This is a genomic window from Bacillus sp. FSL L8-0199 (assembly GCF_038005705.1).
Taxonomy (GTDB): Bacteria; Bacillota; Bacilli; order Bacillales; family Bacillaceae_G; genus Bacillus_A; species Bacillus_A cereus.
In genome coordinates, this window is sequence record NZ_JBBOTS010000001.1 from 515001 (window position 1) to 535426 (window position 20426).

Genomic DNA, 20426 nt, shown 5'->3' on the forward strand with positions numbered 1-20426 from the left:
TTATCTCCCCCAAGAGTCCACATCGACGGGGAGGTTTGGCACCTCGATGTCGGCTCATCGCATCCTGGGGCTGTAGTCGGTCCCAAGGGTTGGGCTGTTCGCCCATTAAAGCGGTACGCGAGCTGGGTTCAGAACGTCGTGAGACAGTTCGGTCCCTATCCGTCGTGGGCGTAGGAAATTTGAGAGGAGCTGTCCTTAGTACGAGAGGACCGGGATGGACGCACCGCTGGTGTACCAGTTGTTCTGCCAAGGGCATAGCTGGGTAGCTATGTGCGGAAGGGATAAGTGCTGAAAGCATCTAAGCATGAAGCCCCCCTCAAGATGAGATTTCCCATAGCGTAAGCTAGTAAGATCCCTGAAAGATGATCAGGTTGATAGGTTCGAGGTGGAAGCATGGTGACATGTGGAGCTGACGAATACTAATAGATCGAGGACTTAACCATATAATATGTAGCAATGTTATCTAGTTTTGAGAGAACATAAAAAACTTGTTGACTTTTAAAGTAAATAAGTTATAATAATGATTGTTTCAAAAGAATAATGTCTGGTAATGATGGCAGAGAGGTCACACCCGTTCCCATACCGAACACGGAAGTTAAGCTCTCTAGCGCCGATGGTAGTTGGGACCTTGTCCCTGTGAGAGTAGGACGTTGCCAGGCAATATTATTCCGCAGTAGCTCAGCGGTAGAGCTATCGGCTGTTAACCGATCGGTCGTAGGTTCGATTCCTACCTGCGGAGCCATTGGAGAGCTGTCCGAGTTGGCCGAAGGAGCACGATTGGAAATCGTGTATACGTCACAAGCGTATCAAGGGTTCGAATCCCTTGCTCTCCGCCATAGGATTTATAATATTTGGCCCGTTGGTCAAGTGGTTAAGACACCGCCCTTTCACGGCGGTAACACGGGTTCGAATCCCGTACGGGTCACCACTTTGGAGGATTAGCTCAGCTGGGAGAGCACCTGCCTTACAAGCAGGGGGTCGGCGGTTCGATCCCGTCATCCTCCACCATATAAATTTTATATGAATAGTATTATCGCGGGGTGGAGCAGCACGGTAGCTCGTCGGGCTCATAACCCGAAGGTCGCAGGTTCAAATCCTGTCCCCGCAACCAAATGGTCCCGTGGTGTAGTGGTTAACATGCCTGCCTGTCACGCAGGAGATCGCCGGTTCGACCCCGGTCGGGACCGCCATTTTAATAAGGCTCGGTAGCTCAGTCGGTAGAGCAGAGGACTGAAAATCCTCGTGTCGGCGGTTCGATTCCGTCCCGAGCCACCATTTATTTTAATAAAATACGCCGGCTTAGCTCAATTGGTAGAGCAACTGACTTGTAATCAGTAGGTTGGGGGTTCAAGTCCTCTAGCCGGCACCATGTAAGTTTCGGAGGGGTAGCGAAGTGGCTAAACGCGGCGGACTGTAAATCCGCTCCTTCGGGTTCGGCAGTTCGAATCTGCCCCCCTCCACCATTTACATAGGGGCATAGTTTAAAGGTAGAACTGAGGTCTCCAAAACCTCCAGTGTGGGTTCGATTCCTACTGCCCCTGCCAAAATATATTTACACAACATGGCGGTTGTGGCGAAGTGGTTAACGCACCGGATTGTGGCTCCGGCATTCGTGGGTTCGATTCCCATCAGTCGCCCCATTTTTATTTTAAAAATTACAAATAATCTAATGGATACTTACATATAATTAAGTAAGAATTCGATGGGCTATAGCCAAGCGGTAAGGCAACGGACTTTGACTCCGTCATGCGCTGGTTCGAATCCAGCTAGCCCAGCCATTTTTGCGGAAGTAGTTCAGTGGTAGAATACAACCTTGCCAAGGTTGGGGTCGCGGGTTCGAATCCCGTCTTCCGCTCCAATAAAATTTTATATGGCGGCATAGCCAAGTGGTAAGGCAGAGGTCTGCAAAACCTTTATCACCGGTTCAAATCCGGTTGCCGCCTTTTCTTTTGTGCCGATGTGGCGGAATTGGCAGACGCGCACGACTCAAAATCGTGTTCCTTCGGGAGTGTCGGTTCGACCCCGACCATCGGTATCATGAACGGCGTAAAAAAGCTCTATACAATTAGTATAGAGCTTTTTTGTTTTCTTTTCATGACATGACAAAATAAGTAGAAAAAGTATTGTATATACAATATTTCTTTCGAGTACTCTAGAGAGAATTTCTCCACCCCGGTGACATGAAGTTAAATCCGATACCACCAGTAGATATTAGTACACTATCAACGGTTAAGTTTGTAACCTCTAAAAACTTCTTTTCAAACCCTTCTCTGTTGTACTTATACATAGTTGAGTGGCACGCCCACATATGCGTTGAAGTACTTAACCAGTCCCCTAAATCTTTTAATTCAGGGAACGACTCAAATTGAATTGGTTCATCTAATTTCATGAATCTCACTTGATAGATAGTTGGGTTTAACTTTTCTTCTATCCCTTTAAGACTATGTGCTTTTTTCTCATTTGAATGTGTCATAATTCTCCCTCTCTCTTTTCTTCAAATTTTTCCCTATTTTTATTATACAGCAATAGAAAGTAATTATGGGAATATTATGGAAATAGGTGTCAGCAATATAAAAAGACTCTAACAGAAATGTTAGAGTCTTTTTGTTAAATTATACTATGTGCTTCTAAAATTCGTAATAAACGTAGGAATTCATGTATAATATAACTTGTCGAAAGAACAAAATGATAGTGATTTATATTATGTCTGTAATATGAATCAAAAATGAACTTTTTATATTTCTTTTAAAAATGTGTTGAACACACATTATATTTCATATTAATATTTTTATGTAGATTTAAAACGGGAAAGAGAGTGGAAAGTATGGGCCGTAAATGGAACAATATTAAAGACAAAAAAGCATCAAAAGATGCAAATACAAGCCGTATATACGCGAAATTTGGGCGTGAAATTTATGTGGCAGCAAAACAAGGCGAGCCAGATCCAGAATCAAACCAAGCGCTAAGAGTTGTATTAGAGCGTGCGAAAACATACAATGTTCCAAGAACAATTATTGATCGTGCAGTTGAAAAAGCAAAAGGCGGTTCAGAAGAAAATTATGACGAGCTTCGTTATGAAGGATTCGGACCAAATGGAGCTATGGTTATTGTAGATACACTTACAAATAACGTAAACCGTACTGCAGCAGATGTACGAGCTGCATTTAGCAAAAATAGTGGTAATATGGGTGTGAACGGTTCTGTAGCTTACATGTTTGATGCGACAGCTGTTATCGGCCTTGAAGGTAAAACATCAGATGAAGTTCTTGAAATTTTAATGGAAGCAGATGTAGATGCACGTGACATTCTAGAAGAAGAAGATTCTGTTATCGTGTATGCTGAACCAGATCAATTCCATGCAGTACAATCTGCACTTAAAGGTGCTGGCGTTGAGGAGTTTACAGTTGCAGAATTAACAATGCTTGCACAAAGTGATGTAACACTTCCTGAAGATGCTCAAGCACAATTTGAGAAAATGGTTGATGCATTAGAAGATTTAGAAGATGTTCAACAAGTTTATCACAACGTAGACTTAGGAGAGTAATACGATAGAAGACCTTTTTCGCTTAGCGGATAGGGTCTTTTTTTATGAAGTTAATTAAGGTGATGAAGTATTAAAGGTATTTTGTTGTAGGTAGTGAATATGATTATAGGGATATATAAAATATTCATTATTTCTAGGAGGCTTAATATGGAACATAAGACACCAAAGCATATAGTTGCTGTAGCAGGTTATTTAACAAATGAAAAAAATGAAGTGTTATTAACAAAAGTGCACTGGCGAGCTGATACGTGGGAGTTGCCAGGAGGACAGGTAGAAGAAGGCGAAGCGCTCGATCAAGCTGTCTGTAGGGAAATAAAAGAGGAAACAGGGTTAACGGTGAAGCCTATCGGAATTACAGGGGTTTATTATAATACCTCTATGCATATTCTAGCTGTTGTTTTTAAAGTAGCATATATAAGTGGTGAAATAAAAACTCAACCTGAAGAGATACAAGAGGCTAAATTTGTTGATTTAAATGAAGAGAACATAGATGAGTATATAACGCGTCCTCATATGAAATCCAGAACGCTTGATGCAATGAGTGCAACACATTTTATTCCGTATGAAACGTGGGAAGTACAGCCATATAATTTAATAGGAAGATTGTAAAGAAAAGAGTAGCCGATTTGAGATACATTCGAATCACTACTCTTTTTTGTATACTGTTTAAGAAAAAGGTCAAAATAATAATAGCACTAGTATTGATTTGCAGAACGTTTGTTCTGTATAATAAATCTATATGTTATATACATTTAGATTACTAGATAGTCAAAAGTATATATATTTGTAGATGATATAATTAAAGTGTAAAGTGAAAATATAATAGTCTTAAGGGTTTCTCTTTTATTGGTTATTCGTGCTTTAACATAACCTATATTCAATATTTCAGATGAATAGTAGATAAAAAAATACTGTGATACAATACTTTTTTATCCCACTATTTGCTGGGCAGTAAGCCTGATTGATGAGGGCTCATTAAAGTTTCACTTTATACCTTACAATGATGTAAGGTACGTGTAAGAGAAATCGATGGGATATTTTTTTACAACAATGTATTCTTAAAGTAAGAGTTATATGCTGTGTGGAAAAGAGGTGTTCAAGATGAAAGAACGAGTATTATCTAGGGTGAACTATCATCAAAAAGTTGCATTAAATCCAATGACTAAACTTTTTTATAAAGCCATTATATTATTATTATTGTTAAGTTGTACGTTATTATTCATTGGAAATGTAATGATTGAGAAAAGTGATATTAGTAAATTACATGTACCGGCTAAGTTAGAGGTGCCAGAATCATTAACACATGCATTTATTGCGACAGAAGATAAAAGATTTTATCATCATAACGGTTTAGATTATATAGCAATTATTAGGGCCTCAGTTGAGAATATAAAGGCTGGTGGTGTCGTGCAAGGAGGAAGCACGATTACACAACAGCTATCTAAAAATGCCTTTTTAACAAATGAACGTACATTTTCTCGTAAGTGGAAAGAGATTTTTTATACGAAAAAAATTGAACGCACATTTACGAAGGATGAAATTTTAAAATTATATGTAAGTAATATTTATTATGGAGAAGGAGCGTGGGGAATTGAAAAAGCAGCAAACCTTTACTTCGGTAAAAAGGTGAACCAATTAACGTTGGCTGAAAGTGCAATGATGGCTGCTGTAGTAAAAGCACCTGCTTATTACTCACCTGCACAAAATTATGATAAAGCAGTAGAGAGACGAAATGTCGTTTTGAGACTAATGGAGAAAGAAGGCTATATAAGCCATGATGAGTATGTTCAAGCAGTTAGTGAGAAATTGGTAATTCGTCATGATATAAAGATAGAGCAGTCGATGTTAAATAGCGCGCGTAAAAAAGCAGTAAGTTAAGAGAAGTTCCTACAGAGGAGCTTCTTTTTTTGAATAAATTGTGACAAATTGTGACACAATATCGTCACAATTATTGTGTTTTTGTAATTTATGTGAGCGTGTTCATTGCGTGACGTATATAAGTGTTGATATTATGTGTATTGTGTACAATGCTGTATACAGAATATGAATTTAAAGAGGAATGTATATGAAATCAAATAAACTCATGGCTCTTGGTATAGTTTTTTCTATCGCAGTATTGATTGTAATTGGAACAATTGCGTATAGCATCATAAATGACAAAAAAGATAAAGGGAATGAGATGTTTGCTTATTCTACGCAACAATCTTTAGGGAAAGATGATGCTCCAGTTAAGGTAGTTGAATTTGGAGACTTTAAATGTCCTGCTTGTCGTACTTGGGATGTAACAGTATTACCTCGATTAAAAGAAGAGTATATTGATAAAGGCAAAGTGCAGTTATATTTTATTAACTTCCCATTTATCGGAAAAGACTCGGATTTAGGTGCAGCAGCTGGTGAAGCAATTTATAAACAAGATAAAGATTCATTCTGGATTTTCTATGATGAGATTTATCAAAATCAAAAGAAAGATACGGAAGAATGGATTACAGAAGATTTGCTTCTTAGCATTGTGAAAGAGAAACTGCCGAAAGTTGATGTAGAGCAATTTAAGAAAGATTTACACAGTAAAGACATTAAAGAAAAAGTACGTAAAGACTCAGATCGTGCTCAAAAATTAAAAGTTCAAGGTGCTCCTTCAGTATATGTAAACGGAAATCTTGCAAATCCTGATTTTGATAGTATGAAGAAGGCAATTGATAAAGAATTGAAAAAGTGATGAGGTTTCTCATCACTTTTTCGACTTTTTTCGATAAAATTCTTGCCTCTACTTTTTTTACATGCTATACTACTTTACATAAGTTATTCTAATATCTTATATGTAATTCATATTTGCGGGTGTAGTTTAGTGGTAAAACAAGAGCCTTCCAAGCTCTGGTCGAGAGTTCGATTCTCTTCACCCGCTCCAAATTTTATTAAATGTTTTTCTATAAATTGTGATCAACGCAGTGTTTCGTTTCCGAGATAAACGAGGCATTGCGTTTTTTAATGTTTGAAAAACCTAATTACATGCGAAAATAGAAGTAAATAATAGTATTCCAAAAGTGAATTACTAACCAATAGAGTCGTTACATAAGGGATGGATTCATCTGAGGAGGCGATTAAGAGTGGATTTTGAACAATTAAAGCAAGATGTAATTGCGTATAGTAAAACAATTGGCATAGATAAAATAGGCTTTGCGAGTGCTTCTCCTTTTGAGGAATTAAAGCAGCGCTTAATCCAGCAACAACAATTAAATTATCAATCTGGATTTGAAGAGCCTGATATAGAGAAGAGAACGAATCCGCAACTGTTATTACCGGGTGCTAAATCAATTATTGCGATTGCTTTAGCATATCCTTCAAAATTAAAAAATGCACCATTAAGTAAGCGTGGAGAACGCCGTGGGATTTTTTGTCGTGCTTCTTGGGGACAAGATTATCATCTTGTTTTACGAGATCGTTTGCAAAAATTAGAAGCATATTTAATTGAAAAACTTCCGGATATAGAAGTGAAGTCCATGGTTGATACAGGTGAATTAAGTGATCGAGCTGTATCAGAGCGTGCAGGCATTGGATGGAGCGGTAAAAACTGCTCTATTATTACACCTGAATTTGGTTCGTACGTATACTTAGGGGAAATGATTACAAATGTTCCATTCCCGCCAGATAAGCCGATAGAAGATCAATGCGGGGGCTGTACGAAATGTATCGATATTTGTCCTACCGGTGCTTTAATACAGGGGGGACAGTTAGATTCGAAGAAGTGCATTGCGTTTTTAACACAGACGAAAGGATTCCTACCTGAAGAATATCGCGATAAAATAGGAAATCGTATATATGGATGTGATACGTGTCAGACTGTTTGCCCGAAAAACAAAGGAATGGATTTTCATAATCATCCTGAGATGGAGCCGGATCCTGAGCTAGTTAAACCATTATTAACGCCACTTTTAACAATTAGTAATCGTGATTTTAAAGAGAAATATGGGATTATGTCAGGGTCATGGAGAGGGAAAAAGCCACTGCAAAGAAATGCGATTTTAGCATTAGCACATTTTAAAGAAGCATCGGCAATTCCTGATTTAATTGGTGTTATGAAAGATGACCCAAGACCAGTACTACGCGGAACGGCAGCATGGGCACTTGGGAAAATTGGCGGAGATGGAGTAGGCGAAGCGATTGAGAAAGCGATGGAACGTGAGAAAGATGAAGAAGTGCTTCATGAAATGAATCGCGGGCTTGAATTGTTAGCACAGAAAAAAGAGTAGATAATATTTCCCTTTTTCATATTGTAATATGGGAGGGAGACAGAATGGTTGTAAAAACGAAGATTGAAAACCAAGTACAACAATTTTTAGCATATATAACGGAGAAAAGAACGAATGTGGATGGTATTGCTGAGGATTTACTACAAATGGCACTGAGAAAGAAACAATTGTTTCAAAGACGTAGTGCACATATAGTGAAAGCAACTGCGGATGTTTCTTTCATTAGACAATTAAATAGTAATGACCATCAAGAAATTGATTATCAAATACATTTTAAATATTTAATTAAGCATAAAGAATTATTTTATATTGAAGAGGAACAATTAAAACGAAGAGTTTGTTTAAATAATAGTCGGATTATAGGCGATTATGCTATTGAAGTGTCAGAAGAAATTAGAATGGGTGAGACATTAGAAAGGGAAATTACGAAAGAGAAGTACGGTTCTTATCAGTATAATCGTTTAGAGGCAGTGAAATATGCAGAGCGTTGGTGGGATGACCGAAATCCTATGTATCGTAATTTCCCTGATAATTGTACGAATTTCATTTCTCAATGTCTTCATACTGGAGAAGTACCTATGAGCGGGTATCCTAATATTCGTAAAGGATGGTGGCAAAGGGAGAATCAGTGGAGCTGGAGCTGGGCTGTTGCACATTCTTTTTATTGGTATTTGTCAGGTGCTACAACAGGACTTCGAGCAGAGGCGGTAGAGAGGCCAGAAGAACTTATTCTTGGAGATGTCATTGCTTATGATTTCGAGGATGACGGAAGATGGAATCATACGACGATTGTAGTAGCAAAAGATGCAGATGGTATGCCGCTTGTAAATGCACATTCAGCGAATAGCCGTCGACGTTATTGGAACTATGAAGACTCTAGTAAATATACACCACAAATGAAATATAAATTCTTTCATATTATTAATGGGTAGAGATTTTTCGCTCAAGTGGTATAATACGTAGTAGACAAAAAACAGAGGTGAATATCGCGTGGGAGTACATGTTGTTTTATATCAGCCAGAAATTCCAGCAAATACAGGGAATATTGCTCGTACTTGTGCAGCAACTGGAACAGAATTACATTTGATTAGACCGCTTGGATTTTCAACGGATGATAAAATGTTAAAGCGTGCAGGATTAGATTATTGGCAGCACGTAAAAATTACGTATTATGATTCAATTGAAGAATTTTATGAAAAAAATAAAGACGGTGAATTCTTCTATTTAACAAAGTATGGCGAGAAAGCTCATACAGCGTTTGACTATAGCAAGCGCGAGAAGGATTACTATTTTGTATTTGGAAGAGAAACAAACGGCTTACCAGCTAATGTAATCGAAGAAAACTTTGATCATTGTTTACGTATTCCAATGACAGATAAAGTACGTTCATTAAATTTATCTAATACAGCAGCAATTTTAATTTATGAAGCGTTCCGTCAACAAAATTACCCTGGATTAGATTTAGAAATCGTTTATTAAAAGTCGCCATATGGCGACTTTTTTTTATAAAATAAAAATAATATATAATCATACATTTAAAAGAGAGGACATAATCATATAGAATGGGATATATGATTAAAAATAGATAAGACGGGTTGAGATAAATATGAAGGAAGAATATAGTAATCAAAATACCTTTTTAAGTATGATAGATATGGATTTAATTAGACAAGGATTATTACATGCTATTCAAGATTTAGTATTCATATTGAAAGTTATTGATAATGAAACGTTTCAATATATGTATGTGAATAAAATAGGAATGGATTATGCTAGGTTAAGCGAAGAGTGCTATGGAAAAACTTTTGCAGAAGTATTACCAAAAGATATAGCGGGGATATTGCAAAGGCAATATGCAAAAGTAGTGAGAGAAGCGAAAGCACATACCTTTTGTGATGTAGTCAATTTACCAAAAGGTGAGATACATTATGAATCTTCACTTAATCCTGTCTGCGACGAAGAAGGAATATGTCAATTTGTTATTTGTATTACAAGAGATATTACAGCTCAAATTGAGGAGAAGACAGAGATAGAGGAAAAACAAATGTTATTTAAGTCGTTACTGGAATATAATAATGACTCAATTATATCTATAGATTCTATAGGGAGAGTTACATATGCAAATCCGGCAACGTATGAAATATTTGGATACCGGTATGAGGAATTAAATAATAAATTTATTTTTGAATTCATTAATAAAGAATATGAAAAAGATTTTCAAATTATATTTAAGGGATCGATGCAAGGAAAAGCAAAACAAATTGTTTCAAAGAAATATGTTCATAAAGAAGGGTACGAGCTATATATTTCTTTGAGAACTATCCCGATTATTGTGAACGGTGAAATTGTTGGGATTTATATTGTTACGAGAGATGTTACAAGGCAAGTATTAAACGAAATGCGAACAGAATATTTAGCTTACTATGACCAGTTAACGGGATTAATGAATAGAATTTCATGTACAAATAAGTTAAATACTTTTTTAAATGAGAGTGTAAATTTTGCACTTGTATTTATAGATTTAGATGAGTTTCATCGTATTAATGATACATTTGGTCATAAAGAGGGAGATAAAGTATTACAAAAAGTTACAGAATGTTTAAGCAATCTAAAAATAGAAGATATGCACTTATTTAGAGAACACGATGATCAATTTGTTATGTTGATAGAAAATATAACGAAAGAATATGTAGAGGAAGTTGCAAAAAGCATACTGAAAAATATTAGTGAATATTTTGTAATCGAAGAAGAAGATGTATATTTAAGTGCGTCAATTGGAATTGTAATGGCTCCAGCAGATGGAGAAGATGAAAAAATACTATTTCAGAGAGTCGATGCTGCTTTAGAAAAAGCAAAAGAAAAAGGAAAAGGACATTATCATTTTTATTGTAGTGGATTAGACTGTGAGCGTGAACAAAGGTTTATAATAGAAAACCAGTTACATCGTGCTATAGAAAAAAATGAATTTTTCTTATATTATCAGCCACAAATTAATATTGAAACGAAAAAAATAGCTAGTATGGAAGCTTTAATAAGGTGGGAGAATAAGGAATTAGGATTTGTTTCTCCAAACCAATTTATTCCGTTGGCAGAAAGAACAGGATTTATTATTAAGCTGGATGAATGGGTAGTAAATCAAGTGTGTCAGCAATTGCACGAATGGTTAAATAAAGGGTATGATGTAGTCCCAATTGCAGTTAATATTTCAGCTAGACACTTTCGTTCTATTACATTAATAGAGATGATTACACGGGCTTTAAATAAGTACAATGTACCAACTCATTTATTAGCGATAGAGGTTACAGAAGGAGCTCTTATACATAAAGATATATCGAAGAGAGTGTTACTACAATTAAAAGAGCAAAATTTAAAGATTCATTTAGATGATTTTGGAACAGGCTATTCATCTTTAAGTTATTTAAAAACATATCCAATTGATACTTTAAAAATTGATCGTTCTTTTATGGAAGGTATACATATAGATGAACGTGATACGAATATTACAGCTGCAATTATTCATTTAGCTCATACTTTAGAATTGAATGTAATTGCAGAAGGAGTAGAAAAAAAGGAGCAAATACAGTTTTTGAAAGAAAAGAATGTGAAGCTTGTACAAGGTTATTATTATAGCCGACCACTATCCAAATATGATATGGAAAATATGTATTATAAATAAAAAAATGATGTGCTAAAAGCACATCATTTTTTATGTGTACCTGGTTTGTCATTGTAACCGGATGTAAAAATAGCTGTAAGAAATGTGAGTGATACACCTAAAATTAATAATAATTTCATACTAATATCCTCCTTACTTTTTTCGGTTCATGAGTTTTATTTATTACCCAAAATGTATGTAAGGTTCTTAGAAGAAAAGAATTTATTTATAATGAATAGCAGTGTAAAAACGTTAATACCTATATTATACAGAATTTTCTTTGAATTTTGGAGAGAATTTTAGTGTGCTATTATATATTTCGTTTTGATTTAAAGAATGTTTAAGGACATCCTAGCATACCTTTTATAATAATCCGATTGAACAAGGAGATGGGGGAGGAGCTATAATGGATATTCTAAAAAAGATTGAACAGCATCGAGCAGCAGAAGAACGTTTACAATGGGAAGGTACGTTTGCGGAGTATTTGGAGCTTGTGAAAGAAAGACCATGGGTGGCTCAAACAGCACACTCTCGCATTTACAATATGATAAAAGATGCTGGAATTGAAGAAGTTGATGGTAGAAGAAAGTATAACTTCTTTAGTAATCAGCTCTTTGGATTAGAGGATGCTCTAGAACGTCTTGTAGAGGAATATTTTCATCCATCTGCAAAACGATTAGATGTTAGAAAAAGAATTTTATTATTAATGGGTCCTGTTAGTGGAGGGAAATCAACGTTAGTTACAATGTTGAAACGAGGATTAGAAACATATTCAAGAACCGATCGCGGAGCAATTTTTGCAATTAAAGGATGCCCAATGCACGAGGATCCACTGCATTTAATTCCACATCATTTACGAGATGATTTCTTTGATGAGTATGGGGTTAGAATTGAAGGGAATTTATCACCACTAAATGTCATGCGTTTAGAGCAAGAATACGGATCAAGAATTGAGGATGTAGTTGTAGAGCGTATTTTCTTCTCTGAAGATCGCCGTACAGGGATTGGTACATTTAGCCCGTCTGATCCAAAATCACAGGATATTGCAGATTTAACAGGTAGTCTGGACTTTTCTACGATTGCAGAATATGGTTCAGAATCAGATCCGCGTGCGTATCGATTTGATGGAGAATTAAATAAGGCAAACCGAGGAATGATGGAGTTCCAAGAGATGTTAAAATGCGATGAGAAGTTTTTATGGCACTTATTATCACTTACGCAAGAAGGGAATTTCAAAGCGGGAAGATTTGCGCTTATTTCAGCAGATGAATTAATTGTAGCGCATACGAATGAAACAGAGTATCGCTCATTTATAGCAAATAAGAAAAATGAAGCATTGCACTCAAGAATTATTGTAATGCCAGTTCCTTATAATTTACGAGTAAGTGAAGAAGAACATATTTATGAAAAAATGATTCGTGAAAGTGATGTATCGAATGTTCACATTGCACCACACACACTTCGCGTTGCAGCAATGTTCACTATTTTAACTCGTTTAAAAGATCCGAAGCGTCCGGATATTGATTTAATTAAAAAGATGCGTTTGTATGATGGAGAAACGGTAGAAGGTTATAATGCGATTGATGTAGAAGAATTACAACGCGAATATCAAGATGAAGGTATGAAGGGTATTGATCCTCGTTATGTCATTAACCGAATTTCGTCTACAATCATTCGAAAAGAGGTACCATCTATTAACGCGTTAGATGTACTTAGATCTTTAAAAGATGGGCTAGATCAGCATCCATCCATTAGTAATGAAGACCGTGAACGTTACATGAATTTCATCTCATTAGCGAGAAAAGAATACGATGAAATCGCGAAGAAAGAAGTACAAAAAGCGTTTGTTTATTCATATGAAGAATCAGCTAAGACGCTTATGGATAATTACTTAGATAACGTCGAGGCGTACTGCAATAAATCGAAATTACGTGATCCGTTAACAGGAGAAGAAATGAGTCCAGATGAAAAATTAATGCGCTCAATTGAAGAGCAAATTGGAATTTCAGAAAATGCTAAGAAAGCGTTCCGTGAAGAGATTTTAATTCGCATTTCTGCTTATGCCCGTAAAGGAAAACGCTTTGATTATAATTCACATGAACGTCTTCGTGAAGCGATTCAGAAAAAACTATTTGCTGATTTAAAAGATATAGTGAAAATTACAACATCAACGAAAACGCCGGACGAAAATCAGCTTAAGAAAATCAATGATGTTGTTGCGCGTTTAATTGATGAGCATGGCTATAATTCTTCTTCAGCAAATGAATTACTACGCTATGTAGGTAGCTTGTTAAACAGATAGTTTGATAACAAAACGCTGTCTCTTGTATTTTGCGGGACAGCGTTTTATTATCCGTTCATATGTGTATAAAGTGTCATACCTTGTCCAAATGTAATAAATTAAGATGCAATTTTATGAATTTATTGTCAATTATTTTTACAATATGCATATGATAGAGTAACCAACCATTCATACGAAAAAAGCCAACACAATACAATATGTTGCAAAGTAAAAATATGTGCAACAATGCATTGTGTTTCTTTCTTATCAGTGGCTGAATATTTCTTTCTATTATGTGAGTGGCAAAATTTTGTTTGGGATGCTCGGGGTATTGTATGAAAAACGTTATAAATGTTTATGGGATGATTTTCTGTGGGCAGTTACCTTTCAAACATTCTAGCTTGCACATTACAGAACAAAATTTATAGATTGCTGTTCATACAGGAAGACAATTACAGTAAGGAGGGAAAGGAATGGGCGAAGAAAATCAACCAAATTATACGATTTCACAGGAAAACTGGTCCCTCCATCGCAAAGGATATGACGACCAACAGCGCCATCAAGAAAAAGTACAAGAGGCAATTAAGAATAATTTACCCGATCTTGTAACAGAAGAAAGTATAGTTATGTCTAATGGCAAGGATGTTGTAAAAATACCAATTCGTTCTCTAGATGAATATAAGATTAGATACAATTATGATAAAAATAAACATGTTGGGCAAGGAAACGGTGACAGCAAAGTTGGTGATGTCGTTGCGAGAGATGGATCAGGTGGTCAAAAACAAAAAGGGCCAGGAAAAGGGCAAGGAGCAGGAGATGCAGCTGGGGAAGATTACTATGAAGCTGAAGTCTCTATTTTAGAATTAGAGCAAGCGTTTTTCAGAGAGTTAGAACTGCCTAATTTAAAGAGAAAAGAAATGGATGAAAACCGGATTGAACATGTTGAATTTAATGACATTAGAAAAACAGGATTATGGGGAAATATCGATAAGAAACGAACAATGATATCCGCATATAAACGAAATGCAATGAGTGGTAAAGCATCTTTTCATCCAATTCACCAAGAAGACTTAAAGTTCCGCACTTGGAATGAAGTATTAAAGCCAGATTCAAAAGCTGTTGTATTAGCGATGATGGATACGAGTGGATCGATGGGAATATGGGAGAAATATATGGCACGTAGCTTCTTTTTCTGGATGACAAGATTTTTACGCACAAAGTATGAAACAGTAGATATTGAATTTATTGCCCATCATACGGAGGCAAAAGTAGTTCCAGAGGAAGAGTTTTTCTCAAAAGGAGAAAGTGGCGGAACGATTTGTTCTTCTGTATACAAAAAAGCACTCGAACTTATCGATAATAAATATTCACCAGACCGCTATAATATTTATCCATTCCATTTTTCAGATGGTGATAATTTAACATCAGATAATGCTAGATGTGTAAAACTTGTTGAAGAGCTAATGAAGAAGTGTAATATGTTTGGGTATGGGGAAGTGAATCAGTATAACCGCCATAGTACACTCATGTCAGCCTATAAAAATATTAAAGATGAAAACTTTAGATACTATATTTTAAAGCAGAAAGCAGACGTATTTCATGCGATGAAAAGCTTTTTTAGAGAAGAATCAGGTGAGAAAATGGCATAACCTCTTTTAAAGAGGTTCTTTTTTTGTAAACTTTTTATTTTTCTAGTTGACAATGATAATGAAAATCATTATCATTTATTCGAGAAATGATTACATTTCGAATTATATATTTTGAAGGAGATGTAAAATTGAAACAAAATAAAAGAAAACGTATAAATGCAATGATTATAGCGGCGGCGTTATCACTTCCGTTTGCTGTTTATTCAACACCTGCTTTAGCGGCAGTAGCAAGTGAGGCGAATAAAACGGGACAAGGTTTAGAAGATGGTACATATGACGCTGTTATTAAAGCGTATAAAGATAAAACAAATGAAGAGTCTATGGCAGCTGTTTATATAAAGGATCCGAAATTAACAAGTGAGAATGGAAAGAAAATTGTAACAGCAACGTTAAGTGATAGTGATTTCTTTCAATACTTGAAGACAGAGGATATTCACACTCCAGGTGTGTTTCATGATGTAAAGGTCATATCAGAAGACAAAAAGAAAAATGGGACGAAGGTTATTCAATTTGAAGTTGGAGAATTAGGAAAAAGATACAATATGCAAATGCATATTTATATTCCAACGATGGCCTATGACAATAAGTATCAAGTACAGTTTGAAGTAAATACATTGAATTTAGAGAACAATGTTCCAGAAAAACAAAAGGAAAATAAAGAGGATAAAGTGGATCAACAAGATGAAATTGGAAATGTAATAGTAGATAAGCAACTACAAAGGCATATTAATAAATATAATTTAAATAGAGAAAATCTAGATACCCCAATAACTAAGGAAGATTTATTAAAAGTTAAATCCTTAATAGTCGTTGAAGCTAAAAGTAAAGGAATAAAAGACGTAAGTGGTCTAGAATATATGACGAACTTAGAAAACTTAACGTTGGAAGAAGTTAAGTTAAAAAATATAAAATTTATCTCGGACTTGAGACAATTGAAATCATTAAGTATAACCTATGGTGAACTTGAAGATATTGGACCTTTGGCTAAGTTAGAGCATATTGAGTTTTTAACTTTGAGAAACAATAAAATCTCAGATTTAAGCCCATTAAGCCAAATGAAGAAGATTAAAATGCTAGATTTAAATAGTAATTATATAAAAGATATTAAACCATTATTTACAGTGAAATCTTTAAGGACTTTGACTGTAGCAAATAATCAAATTAGTAATACAGGTCTTGAAGGAGTTCACCAATTAAAGAATTTAAAGACATTTGAAATAAGCAATAATGGATTGAGCAATGTTGAACATATTAATGGAATGAATAAATTAATTGAATTAGGGCTTTCCAAAAATGAATTAGTAGATCTTACGCCATTATCAAAATTGTCAGGGTTACAGAAATTAAATCTAGAAGAAAACTATATTTCAGATATAACGCCACTTAGTCAATTAACAGGTTTATATGATTTAAAACTAGGTTCAAATGAAATTCGTGATGTTAGACCAGTTCAAGAACTAGGAAAAAGAATGTATATCGATATTCAAAGACAAAAAATTTTTTTAGATGATGTAGAAAAGGATAAGGAAGTTAAAATACCTATCTATAATTTACAAGGAGAGCCACTTGATACTATTCAATTGAAGAGTGAAGATGGGATCGTTAATAATGGTTCTGTTAAATGGGGGACTACTGGTGAAAAAACATACGAATTTACGTTGGATATAAAGCCAGAAGAGAACCGTATTAAGTTTAATGGAACAGTAATTCAAAATGTTGTTGAAAGATTAGACGAAATCAAGGAAACAATAAAAGAGGATAATGAACAAAAGGAAAATGTAATTCTCGATAAAACTTTACAACAACATATTAATAAAAAGAATTTAGGTAGAGAGAATTTAAACGCTCCTATTACAAAAGAAGATTTATTACAGATCAAAAAATTAGAGATACCTAAAGAAAAAGGAAATGAGATAGAAAATATAACAGGTTTAGAGTACATGACGAACTTAGAAAACCTCACTTTAGAAGGAGTAGGCCTGAAAAATATTGAGTTCATCTCAAACTTGAAACAATTGAATAATGTGAATGTATCTCATAATCAAATTGAAGATATAACACCACTATCTTCATTGGAAAATTTACAGTGGTTAAATCTTGCGGACAATCATATTAAAGATGTAACGGTTATTGGTTCCATGCTAAACTTATTTAGCTTAAATCTAGCTGGGAATGAGATTCGTGATGTCAGGCCGTTAATACAATTAGGGCAGTGGTTTACAATTGATGTTGGAAGACAAAATATCATTTTAAATGATGCAAAAATAAACGAAGAAATTCAAGTTCCTGTATATGATTTAGAAGGAGAAAGTATTGAAAATATTCAATTGACAAGTGAGGGAGGGACGTTTAATAACGGAGTAATAAAATGGAATACCCCAGGTGAAAAGGTGTATAAATTTGATTTAGATTCTGATGAAATTAGCATAAGGTTTAACGGAACAGTTATACAGAATATAGTGGAAAAAGAAGAAGTGAAAGAACCAACAAAAGAAGGTGAAGAAACAAAAGAAGAAGTGAAAGAACCAACAAAAGAAGTTGAAGGATCGAAAGAAGAAGTAAAAGAACCAACAAAAGAAGTTGAAGAAACAAAAGAAGAAGTGAAAGAACCAACAAAAGAAGTTGAAGGATCGAAAGAAGAAGTGAAAGAACCGGTAAAAGAAGTTGAAGAAACAAAAGAAGAAGTGAAAGAACCGGCAAAAGAAGTTGAAGAGCCAAAAGAAGAAGTGGACGAGCTAACAACAGGAGTTGAAGAGTCGAAAGCGGAGGGGAAAGAAACAGGAAAAGAAATTGAAGGTTCAAAAGAAGCAGTAAATCCATCCGAAGTAGTCCAAGAACAAAACATGAATCATCAAGTTGTGAAAGAAAATAAACCAGTTGCTAATAAACAGGAAGAAAGTAAGAAATCATTAGGAGCAACAGGGGGACAAGCGAATACATCAAAGTTACTTTCAGGCGTAGCATTAGTTCTTTCAGCACTGAGTATGTTTGTATTTAGAAAGAGATTATTTAAGAAGTAAATAACGTGTTATCTTATTATATTGTAAAATAATTGTATGAGTTTTTGAGAAGACATTATCATGGCAGTTTCATTTTGAAATAGGCTTATGATAATGTCTTTTTTAAGGAGGATATAAATGGAAAAGGTGTCGGAGAGCGGTTATTACAAGTTGCAATTCAGTATATTTTCTCCTTCCAAGGGATGAGAGAGATAGTACTATGTTTGAATACGAATAATGCTCGTGTGATGAAATTGTGCAAGAAAGTAGATTTTGAGGAAAAAGCATGTTTACAACACTATATAATAGAGTGAAAAACCCATTCATATGAAAATGATATTTCATACGAATGGGTTTTATTACGGATTTAGAAGTGATTTGAGGCGCCAATCGTTACATAACCTTTTTTATTTTTTTCGGCACTTCTTTCGTTTGCAAATTAACATCTTCTTTTCGTAGCTCTTTAAAGAGTGAAGTAACCATAAGAACGACTACAATAGAAAATGGTAGCGCAGCAATTATAGCTGCGATTTGTAGTGCATTTAATCCTCCAGCTTGTAATAAAATAGCGGCAATTATCGCGATTGTTAATCCCCATATAAGTTTTAAACTATTTTTCGGTGATAAACTTCCGTTACTCGTTTGCATTGAAACAACAAATGTTGCTGAATCGGCAGAAGTAACGAAAAATGTGGCTACTAAAATTAACCCGATAATCGTTAAAAATGTAGAGAATGGTAGGTGTGAAATAACAGCAAATAATCCAATCTCTGTACCATTTTTTGCAATTTCATCAGCTATTCCAAGCGATTGGAACATTTCCATATGGATTGCGGTACCACCAAACACTGCAAACCAAAATGTACAGATAAGAGTCGGGACTAATACAACTCCAAAAATAAATTCTTTTATTGTGCGCCCTTTAGAAATACGAGCGATGAATGTACCGACGAATGGAGACCAAGAAATCCACCATCCCCAATAGAAAATAGTCCAGTTTTCAATCCAAGAAGAAGATTTTTCATTAAATGCTCCTAAATTTAATCCCATACTAGGCAAAGCTCCAATATAAGAACCGAGTGTAGATGTGAAATATTTCATAATAAATACGGTTGGCCCTAAAAATAAAAAGGAGACGAGTAAAATACCTGCAAGAGAGAAATTTAAGTTACTCAAATATTTAATCCCACGATCTAAGCCAGTTTGTGCACTCGTTAAATATAAAACGGCGAAGATGGCGATAAGTACGAGCTGTGTAAGTAAAGTGTTATGAATAGAAGGGAATAAATAGCTTAATCCTCCAGCAATTTGTTGAGCACCAATCCCAACAGATGGTACAATGCCAAACACTGTGGCTAAAACAGCTAAAATATCGACTGTTTTTCCGATACGAGAATTTTTCGATCGATTAAATAATGGAGTAACTGTAGCCCCGATAGTGCTACCTTTTTGTTTGCGGAATGTGAAATATGCAATTGTTAAAGCAACCATTGCGTATAGTGACCATGGAAAGAGACCCCAGTGGAAAAATGAATATTGCATAGCGAGTTTGGCACTTTCCTCTGTCCCCGCTTTTCCTGTTAATGGATCTGTAAAATGTGAAATCGGTTCAGCGATTCCATAAAAGAGGAGTCCAATCCCCATTCCTGCTCCAAACAACATGGATAGCCAAGATGGATAATTATATTTTGGCTTTTCTCCATCTTTACCAAGACGAATAGAACCGTACTTAGAAAATGCTAAATAAGCAGCCAAAATAATCATTGTAGTCATAAGTAGAGAGTAAAACCACCCAAATTTATTGAGGATAAATGAGTTTAAAGAAGATGTAACACTTTGTAAATCGTAGCCTTGTATCCAACTTGCTGGGGTAATTCCCCATATAATGAATAATGTTGTTAGCAAGAAGGAGATATAAAATACACTGTTTTCTTTTTTTATCATAGAATCCCACCCTTATTTAATAAAGTTAACAATTATAATAATCATAACAATTAAGTTTTTAATTGTCAAAAAATTACCTTTTTATAATGTGAAAGGATGCAATTTGT

The 20426-nt window shown here is 35.1% G+C and carries 13 protein-coding genes, 16 tRNA genes, 2 rRNA genes and 1 pseudogene (1 of these 32 only partly in view); 30 read left to right on the forward strand and 2 right to left on the reverse strand.

The annotated features are described in order from the left end of the window. From NST86_RS02655 to NST86_RS02735, 17 genes are all read left to right on the forward strand, one after another. Positions 1 to 443: ribosomal RNA gene (locus NST86_RS02655) — 23S ribosomal RNA — on the forward strand (it extends 2480 nt beyond the left edge of the window). Between the two features lie 100 nt (positions 444 to 543). Then, positions 544 to 659 (forward strand): 5S ribosomal RNA (rrf, locus tag NST86_RS02660). An 8-nt stretch (positions 660 to 667) separates the two neighbouring features. Continuing rightward, positions 668 to 742, forward strand: a tRNA-Asn gene (locus tag NST86_RS02665). 2 nt (positions 743 to 744) lie between these two features. Further along, a tRNA-Ser gene (locus tag NST86_RS02670) sits at positions 745 to 836 on the forward strand. 17 nt (positions 837 to 853) lie between these two features. Beyond that, positions 854 to 928, forward strand: a tRNA-Glu gene (locus NST86_RS02675). 4 nt (positions 929 to 932) lie between these two features. Beyond that, positions 933 to 1008 (forward strand) — tRNA-Val (locus NST86_RS02680). 26 nt (positions 1009 to 1034) lie between these two features. Next, positions 1035 to 1111: transfer RNA gene (locus NST86_RS02685), tRNA-Met, on the forward strand. Positions 1112 to 1114: 3 nt separating this feature from the next. Next, a tRNA-Asp gene (locus NST86_RS02690) sits at positions 1115 to 1190 on the forward strand. Positions 1191 to 1199: 9 nt separating this feature from the next. Further along, positions 1200 to 1275, forward strand: a tRNA-Phe gene (locus tag NST86_RS02695). Positions 1276 to 1293: 18 nt separating this feature from the next. After that, positions 1294 to 1369: transfer RNA gene (locus NST86_RS02700), tRNA-Thr, on the forward strand. Positions 1370 to 1379: 10 nt separating this feature from the next. Beyond that, a tRNA-Tyr gene (locus NST86_RS02705) sits at positions 1380 to 1463 on the forward strand. A gap of 7 nt (positions 1464 to 1470) precedes the next feature. Beyond that, positions 1471 to 1544 (forward strand) — tRNA-Trp (locus NST86_RS02710). A 20-nt stretch (positions 1545 to 1564) separates the two neighbouring features. After that, positions 1565 to 1640 (forward strand) — tRNA-His (locus NST86_RS02715). 63 nt (positions 1641 to 1703) lie between these two features. Further along, a tRNA-Gln gene (locus tag NST86_RS02720) sits at positions 1704 to 1778 on the forward strand. 5 nt (positions 1779 to 1783) lie between these two features. Continuing rightward, positions 1784 to 1858: transfer RNA gene (locus NST86_RS02725), tRNA-Gly, on the forward strand. 14 nt (positions 1859 to 1872) lie between these two features. Then, a tRNA-Cys gene (locus NST86_RS02730) sits at positions 1873 to 1943 on the forward strand. A gap of 10 nt (positions 1944 to 1953) precedes the next feature. Beyond that, positions 1954 to 2035 (forward strand) — tRNA-Leu (locus NST86_RS02735). Positions 2036 to 2152: 117 nt separating this feature from the next. On the opposite strand, the gene NST86_RS02740 is transcribed toward NST86_RS02735, so the two are convergent. After that, positions 2153 to 2473, reverse strand: coding sequence for a DUF3884 family protein (locus NST86_RS02740; RefSeq protein ID WP_000149817.1), 321 nt, complete (start codon positions 2471 to 2473; stop codon positions 2153 to 2155). Between the two features lie 351 nt (positions 2474 to 2824). Between NST86_RS02740 and NST86_RS02745 the strand changes: the two genes are divergently transcribed. From NST86_RS02745 to NST86_RS02805, 13 genes and pseudogenes are all read left to right on the forward strand, one after another. Further along, entirely contained in the window at positions 2825 to 3544 is a 720-nt protein-coding gene (locus NST86_RS02745) for a YebC/PmpR family DNA-binding transcriptional regulator (protein ID WP_000532952.1), read from the forward strand. A gap of 147 nt (positions 3545 to 3691) precedes the next feature. Beyond that, the gene (locus NST86_RS02750; RefSeq protein WP_000400457.1) at positions 3692 to 4153 is read left to right on the forward strand and encodes an NUDIX hydrolase; all 462 of its coding nucleotides are present in this window, start codon (positions 3692 to 3694) and stop codon (positions 4151 to 4153) included. Between the two features lie 492 nt (positions 4154 to 4645). Then, a complete protein-coding gene (locus NST86_RS02755) occupies positions 4646 to 5422 on the forward strand; it encodes a transglycosylase domain-containing protein (RefSeq protein WP_000664715.1) in 777 nt (258 codons plus the stop codon). Between the two features lie 187 nt (positions 5423 to 5609). After that, positions 5610 to 6260, forward strand: a complete 651-nt coding sequence (locus NST86_RS02760; RefSeq protein ID WP_000841306.1) for a DsbA family protein — start codon at positions 5610 to 5612, stop codon at positions 6258 to 6260. A gap of 115 nt (positions 6261 to 6375) precedes the next feature. Next, positions 6376 to 6449: transfer RNA gene (locus NST86_RS02765), tRNA-Gly, on the forward strand. Positions 6450 to 6648: 199 nt separating this feature from the next. Continuing rightward, positions 6649 to 7791 (forward strand): tRNA epoxyqueuosine(34) reductase QueG, encoded by a 1143-nt coding sequence (queG, locus tag NST86_RS02770; RefSeq protein WP_000345215.1) that lies wholly within the window; start codon positions 6649 to 6651, stop codon positions 7789 to 7791. A gap of 44 nt (positions 7792 to 7835) precedes the next feature. After that, positions 7836 to 8723: an amidase domain-containing protein gene (locus NST86_RS02775; protein WP_000260592.1), complete on the forward strand. Its 888-nt coding sequence runs from the start codon at positions 7836 to 7838 to the stop codon at positions 8721 to 8723. A 58-nt stretch (positions 8724 to 8781) separates the two neighbouring features. Then, entirely contained in the window at positions 8782 to 9270 is a 489-nt protein-coding gene (gene trmL, locus NST86_RS02780) for a tRNA (uridine(34)/cytosine(34)/5-carboxymethylaminomethyluridine(34)-2'-O)-methyltransferase TrmL (protein ID WP_000538147.1), read from the forward strand. Between the two features lie 127 nt (positions 9271 to 9397). After that, on the forward strand, positions 9398 to 11467 hold the full coding sequence (locus NST86_RS02785) for a sensor domain-containing protein (protein WP_193533730.1): 2070 nt from the start codon (positions 9398 to 9400) through the stop codon (positions 11465 to 11467). Between the two features lie 385 nt (positions 11468 to 11852). After that, on the forward strand, positions 11853 to 13748 hold the full coding sequence (locus NST86_RS02790) for a PrkA family serine protein kinase (protein ID WP_000353273.1): 1896 nt from the start codon (positions 11853 to 11855) through the stop codon (positions 13746 to 13748). A 452-nt stretch (positions 13749 to 14200) separates the two neighbouring features. After that, positions 14201 to 15376 (forward strand): sporulation protein YhbH, encoded by a 1176-nt coding sequence (yhbH, locus tag NST86_RS02795; RefSeq protein ID WP_000503518.1) that lies wholly within the window; start codon positions 14201 to 14203, stop codon positions 15374 to 15376. 128 nt (positions 15377 to 15504) lie between these two features. Next, positions 15505 to 18396, forward strand: a complete 2892-nt coding sequence (locus NST86_RS02800; protein ID WP_340933097.1) for an NEAT domain-containing protein — start codon at positions 15505 to 15507, stop codon at positions 18394 to 18396. A 107-nt stretch (positions 18397 to 18503) separates the two neighbouring features. Next, positions 18504 to 18689: pseudogene (locus tag NST86_RS02805) on the forward strand (GNAT family N-acetyltransferase); the annotation flags it as partial. Between the two features lie 79 nt (positions 18690 to 18768). Here the strand turns inward: NST86_RS02805 and opuD are convergent. Continuing rightward, on the reverse strand, positions 18769 to 20319 hold the full coding sequence (gene opuD, locus NST86_RS02810) for a glycine betaine transporter OpuD (RefSeq protein WP_000591575.1): 1551 nt from the start codon (positions 20317 to 20319) through the stop codon (positions 18769 to 18771). Between the last annotated feature and the right edge of the window lie 107 nt (positions 20320 to 20426).

Bases quoted from the DNA above. Each gene is read 5' to 3' on its own strand.
- yhbH (WP_000503518.1), top strand. From the start codon at position 14,201: ATGGGCGAAGAAAATCAACCAAATTATACGATTTCACAGGAAAACTGG.
- NST86_RS02785 (WP_193533730.1), top strand. From the start codon at position 9,398: ATGAAGGAAGAATATAGTAATCAAAATACCTTTTTAAGTATGATAGAT.
- opuD (WP_000591575.1), bottom strand. From the start codon at position 20,319: ATGATAAAAAAAGAAAACAGTGTATTTTATATCTCCTTCTTGCTAACA.
- NST86_RS02740 (WP_000149817.1), bottom strand. From the start codon at position 2,473: ATGACACATTCAAATGAGAAAAAAGCACATAGTCTTAAAGGGATAGAA.
- NST86_RS02775 (WP_000260592.1), top strand. From the start codon at position 7,836: ATGGTTGTAAAAACGAAGATTGAAAACCAAGTACAACAATTTTTAGCA.
- NST86_RS02760 (WP_000841306.1), top strand. From the start codon at position 5,610: ATGAAATCAAATAAACTCATGGCTCTTGGTATAGTTTTTTCTATCGCA.
- NST86_RS02745 (WP_000532952.1), top strand. From the start codon at position 2,825: ATGGGCCGTAAATGGAACAATATTAAAGACAAAAAAGCATCAAAAGAT.
- NST86_RS02790 (WP_000353273.1), top strand. From the start codon at position 11,853: ATGGATATTCTAAAAAAGATTGAACAGCATCGAGCAGCAGAAGAACGT.
- NST86_RS02750 (WP_000400457.1), top strand. From the start codon at position 3,692: ATGGAACATAAGACACCAAAGCATATAGTTGCTGTAGCAGGTTATTTA.
- NST86_RS02755 (WP_000664715.1), top strand. From the start codon at position 4,646: ATGAAAGAACGAGTATTATCTAGGGTGAACTATCATCAAAAAGTTGCA.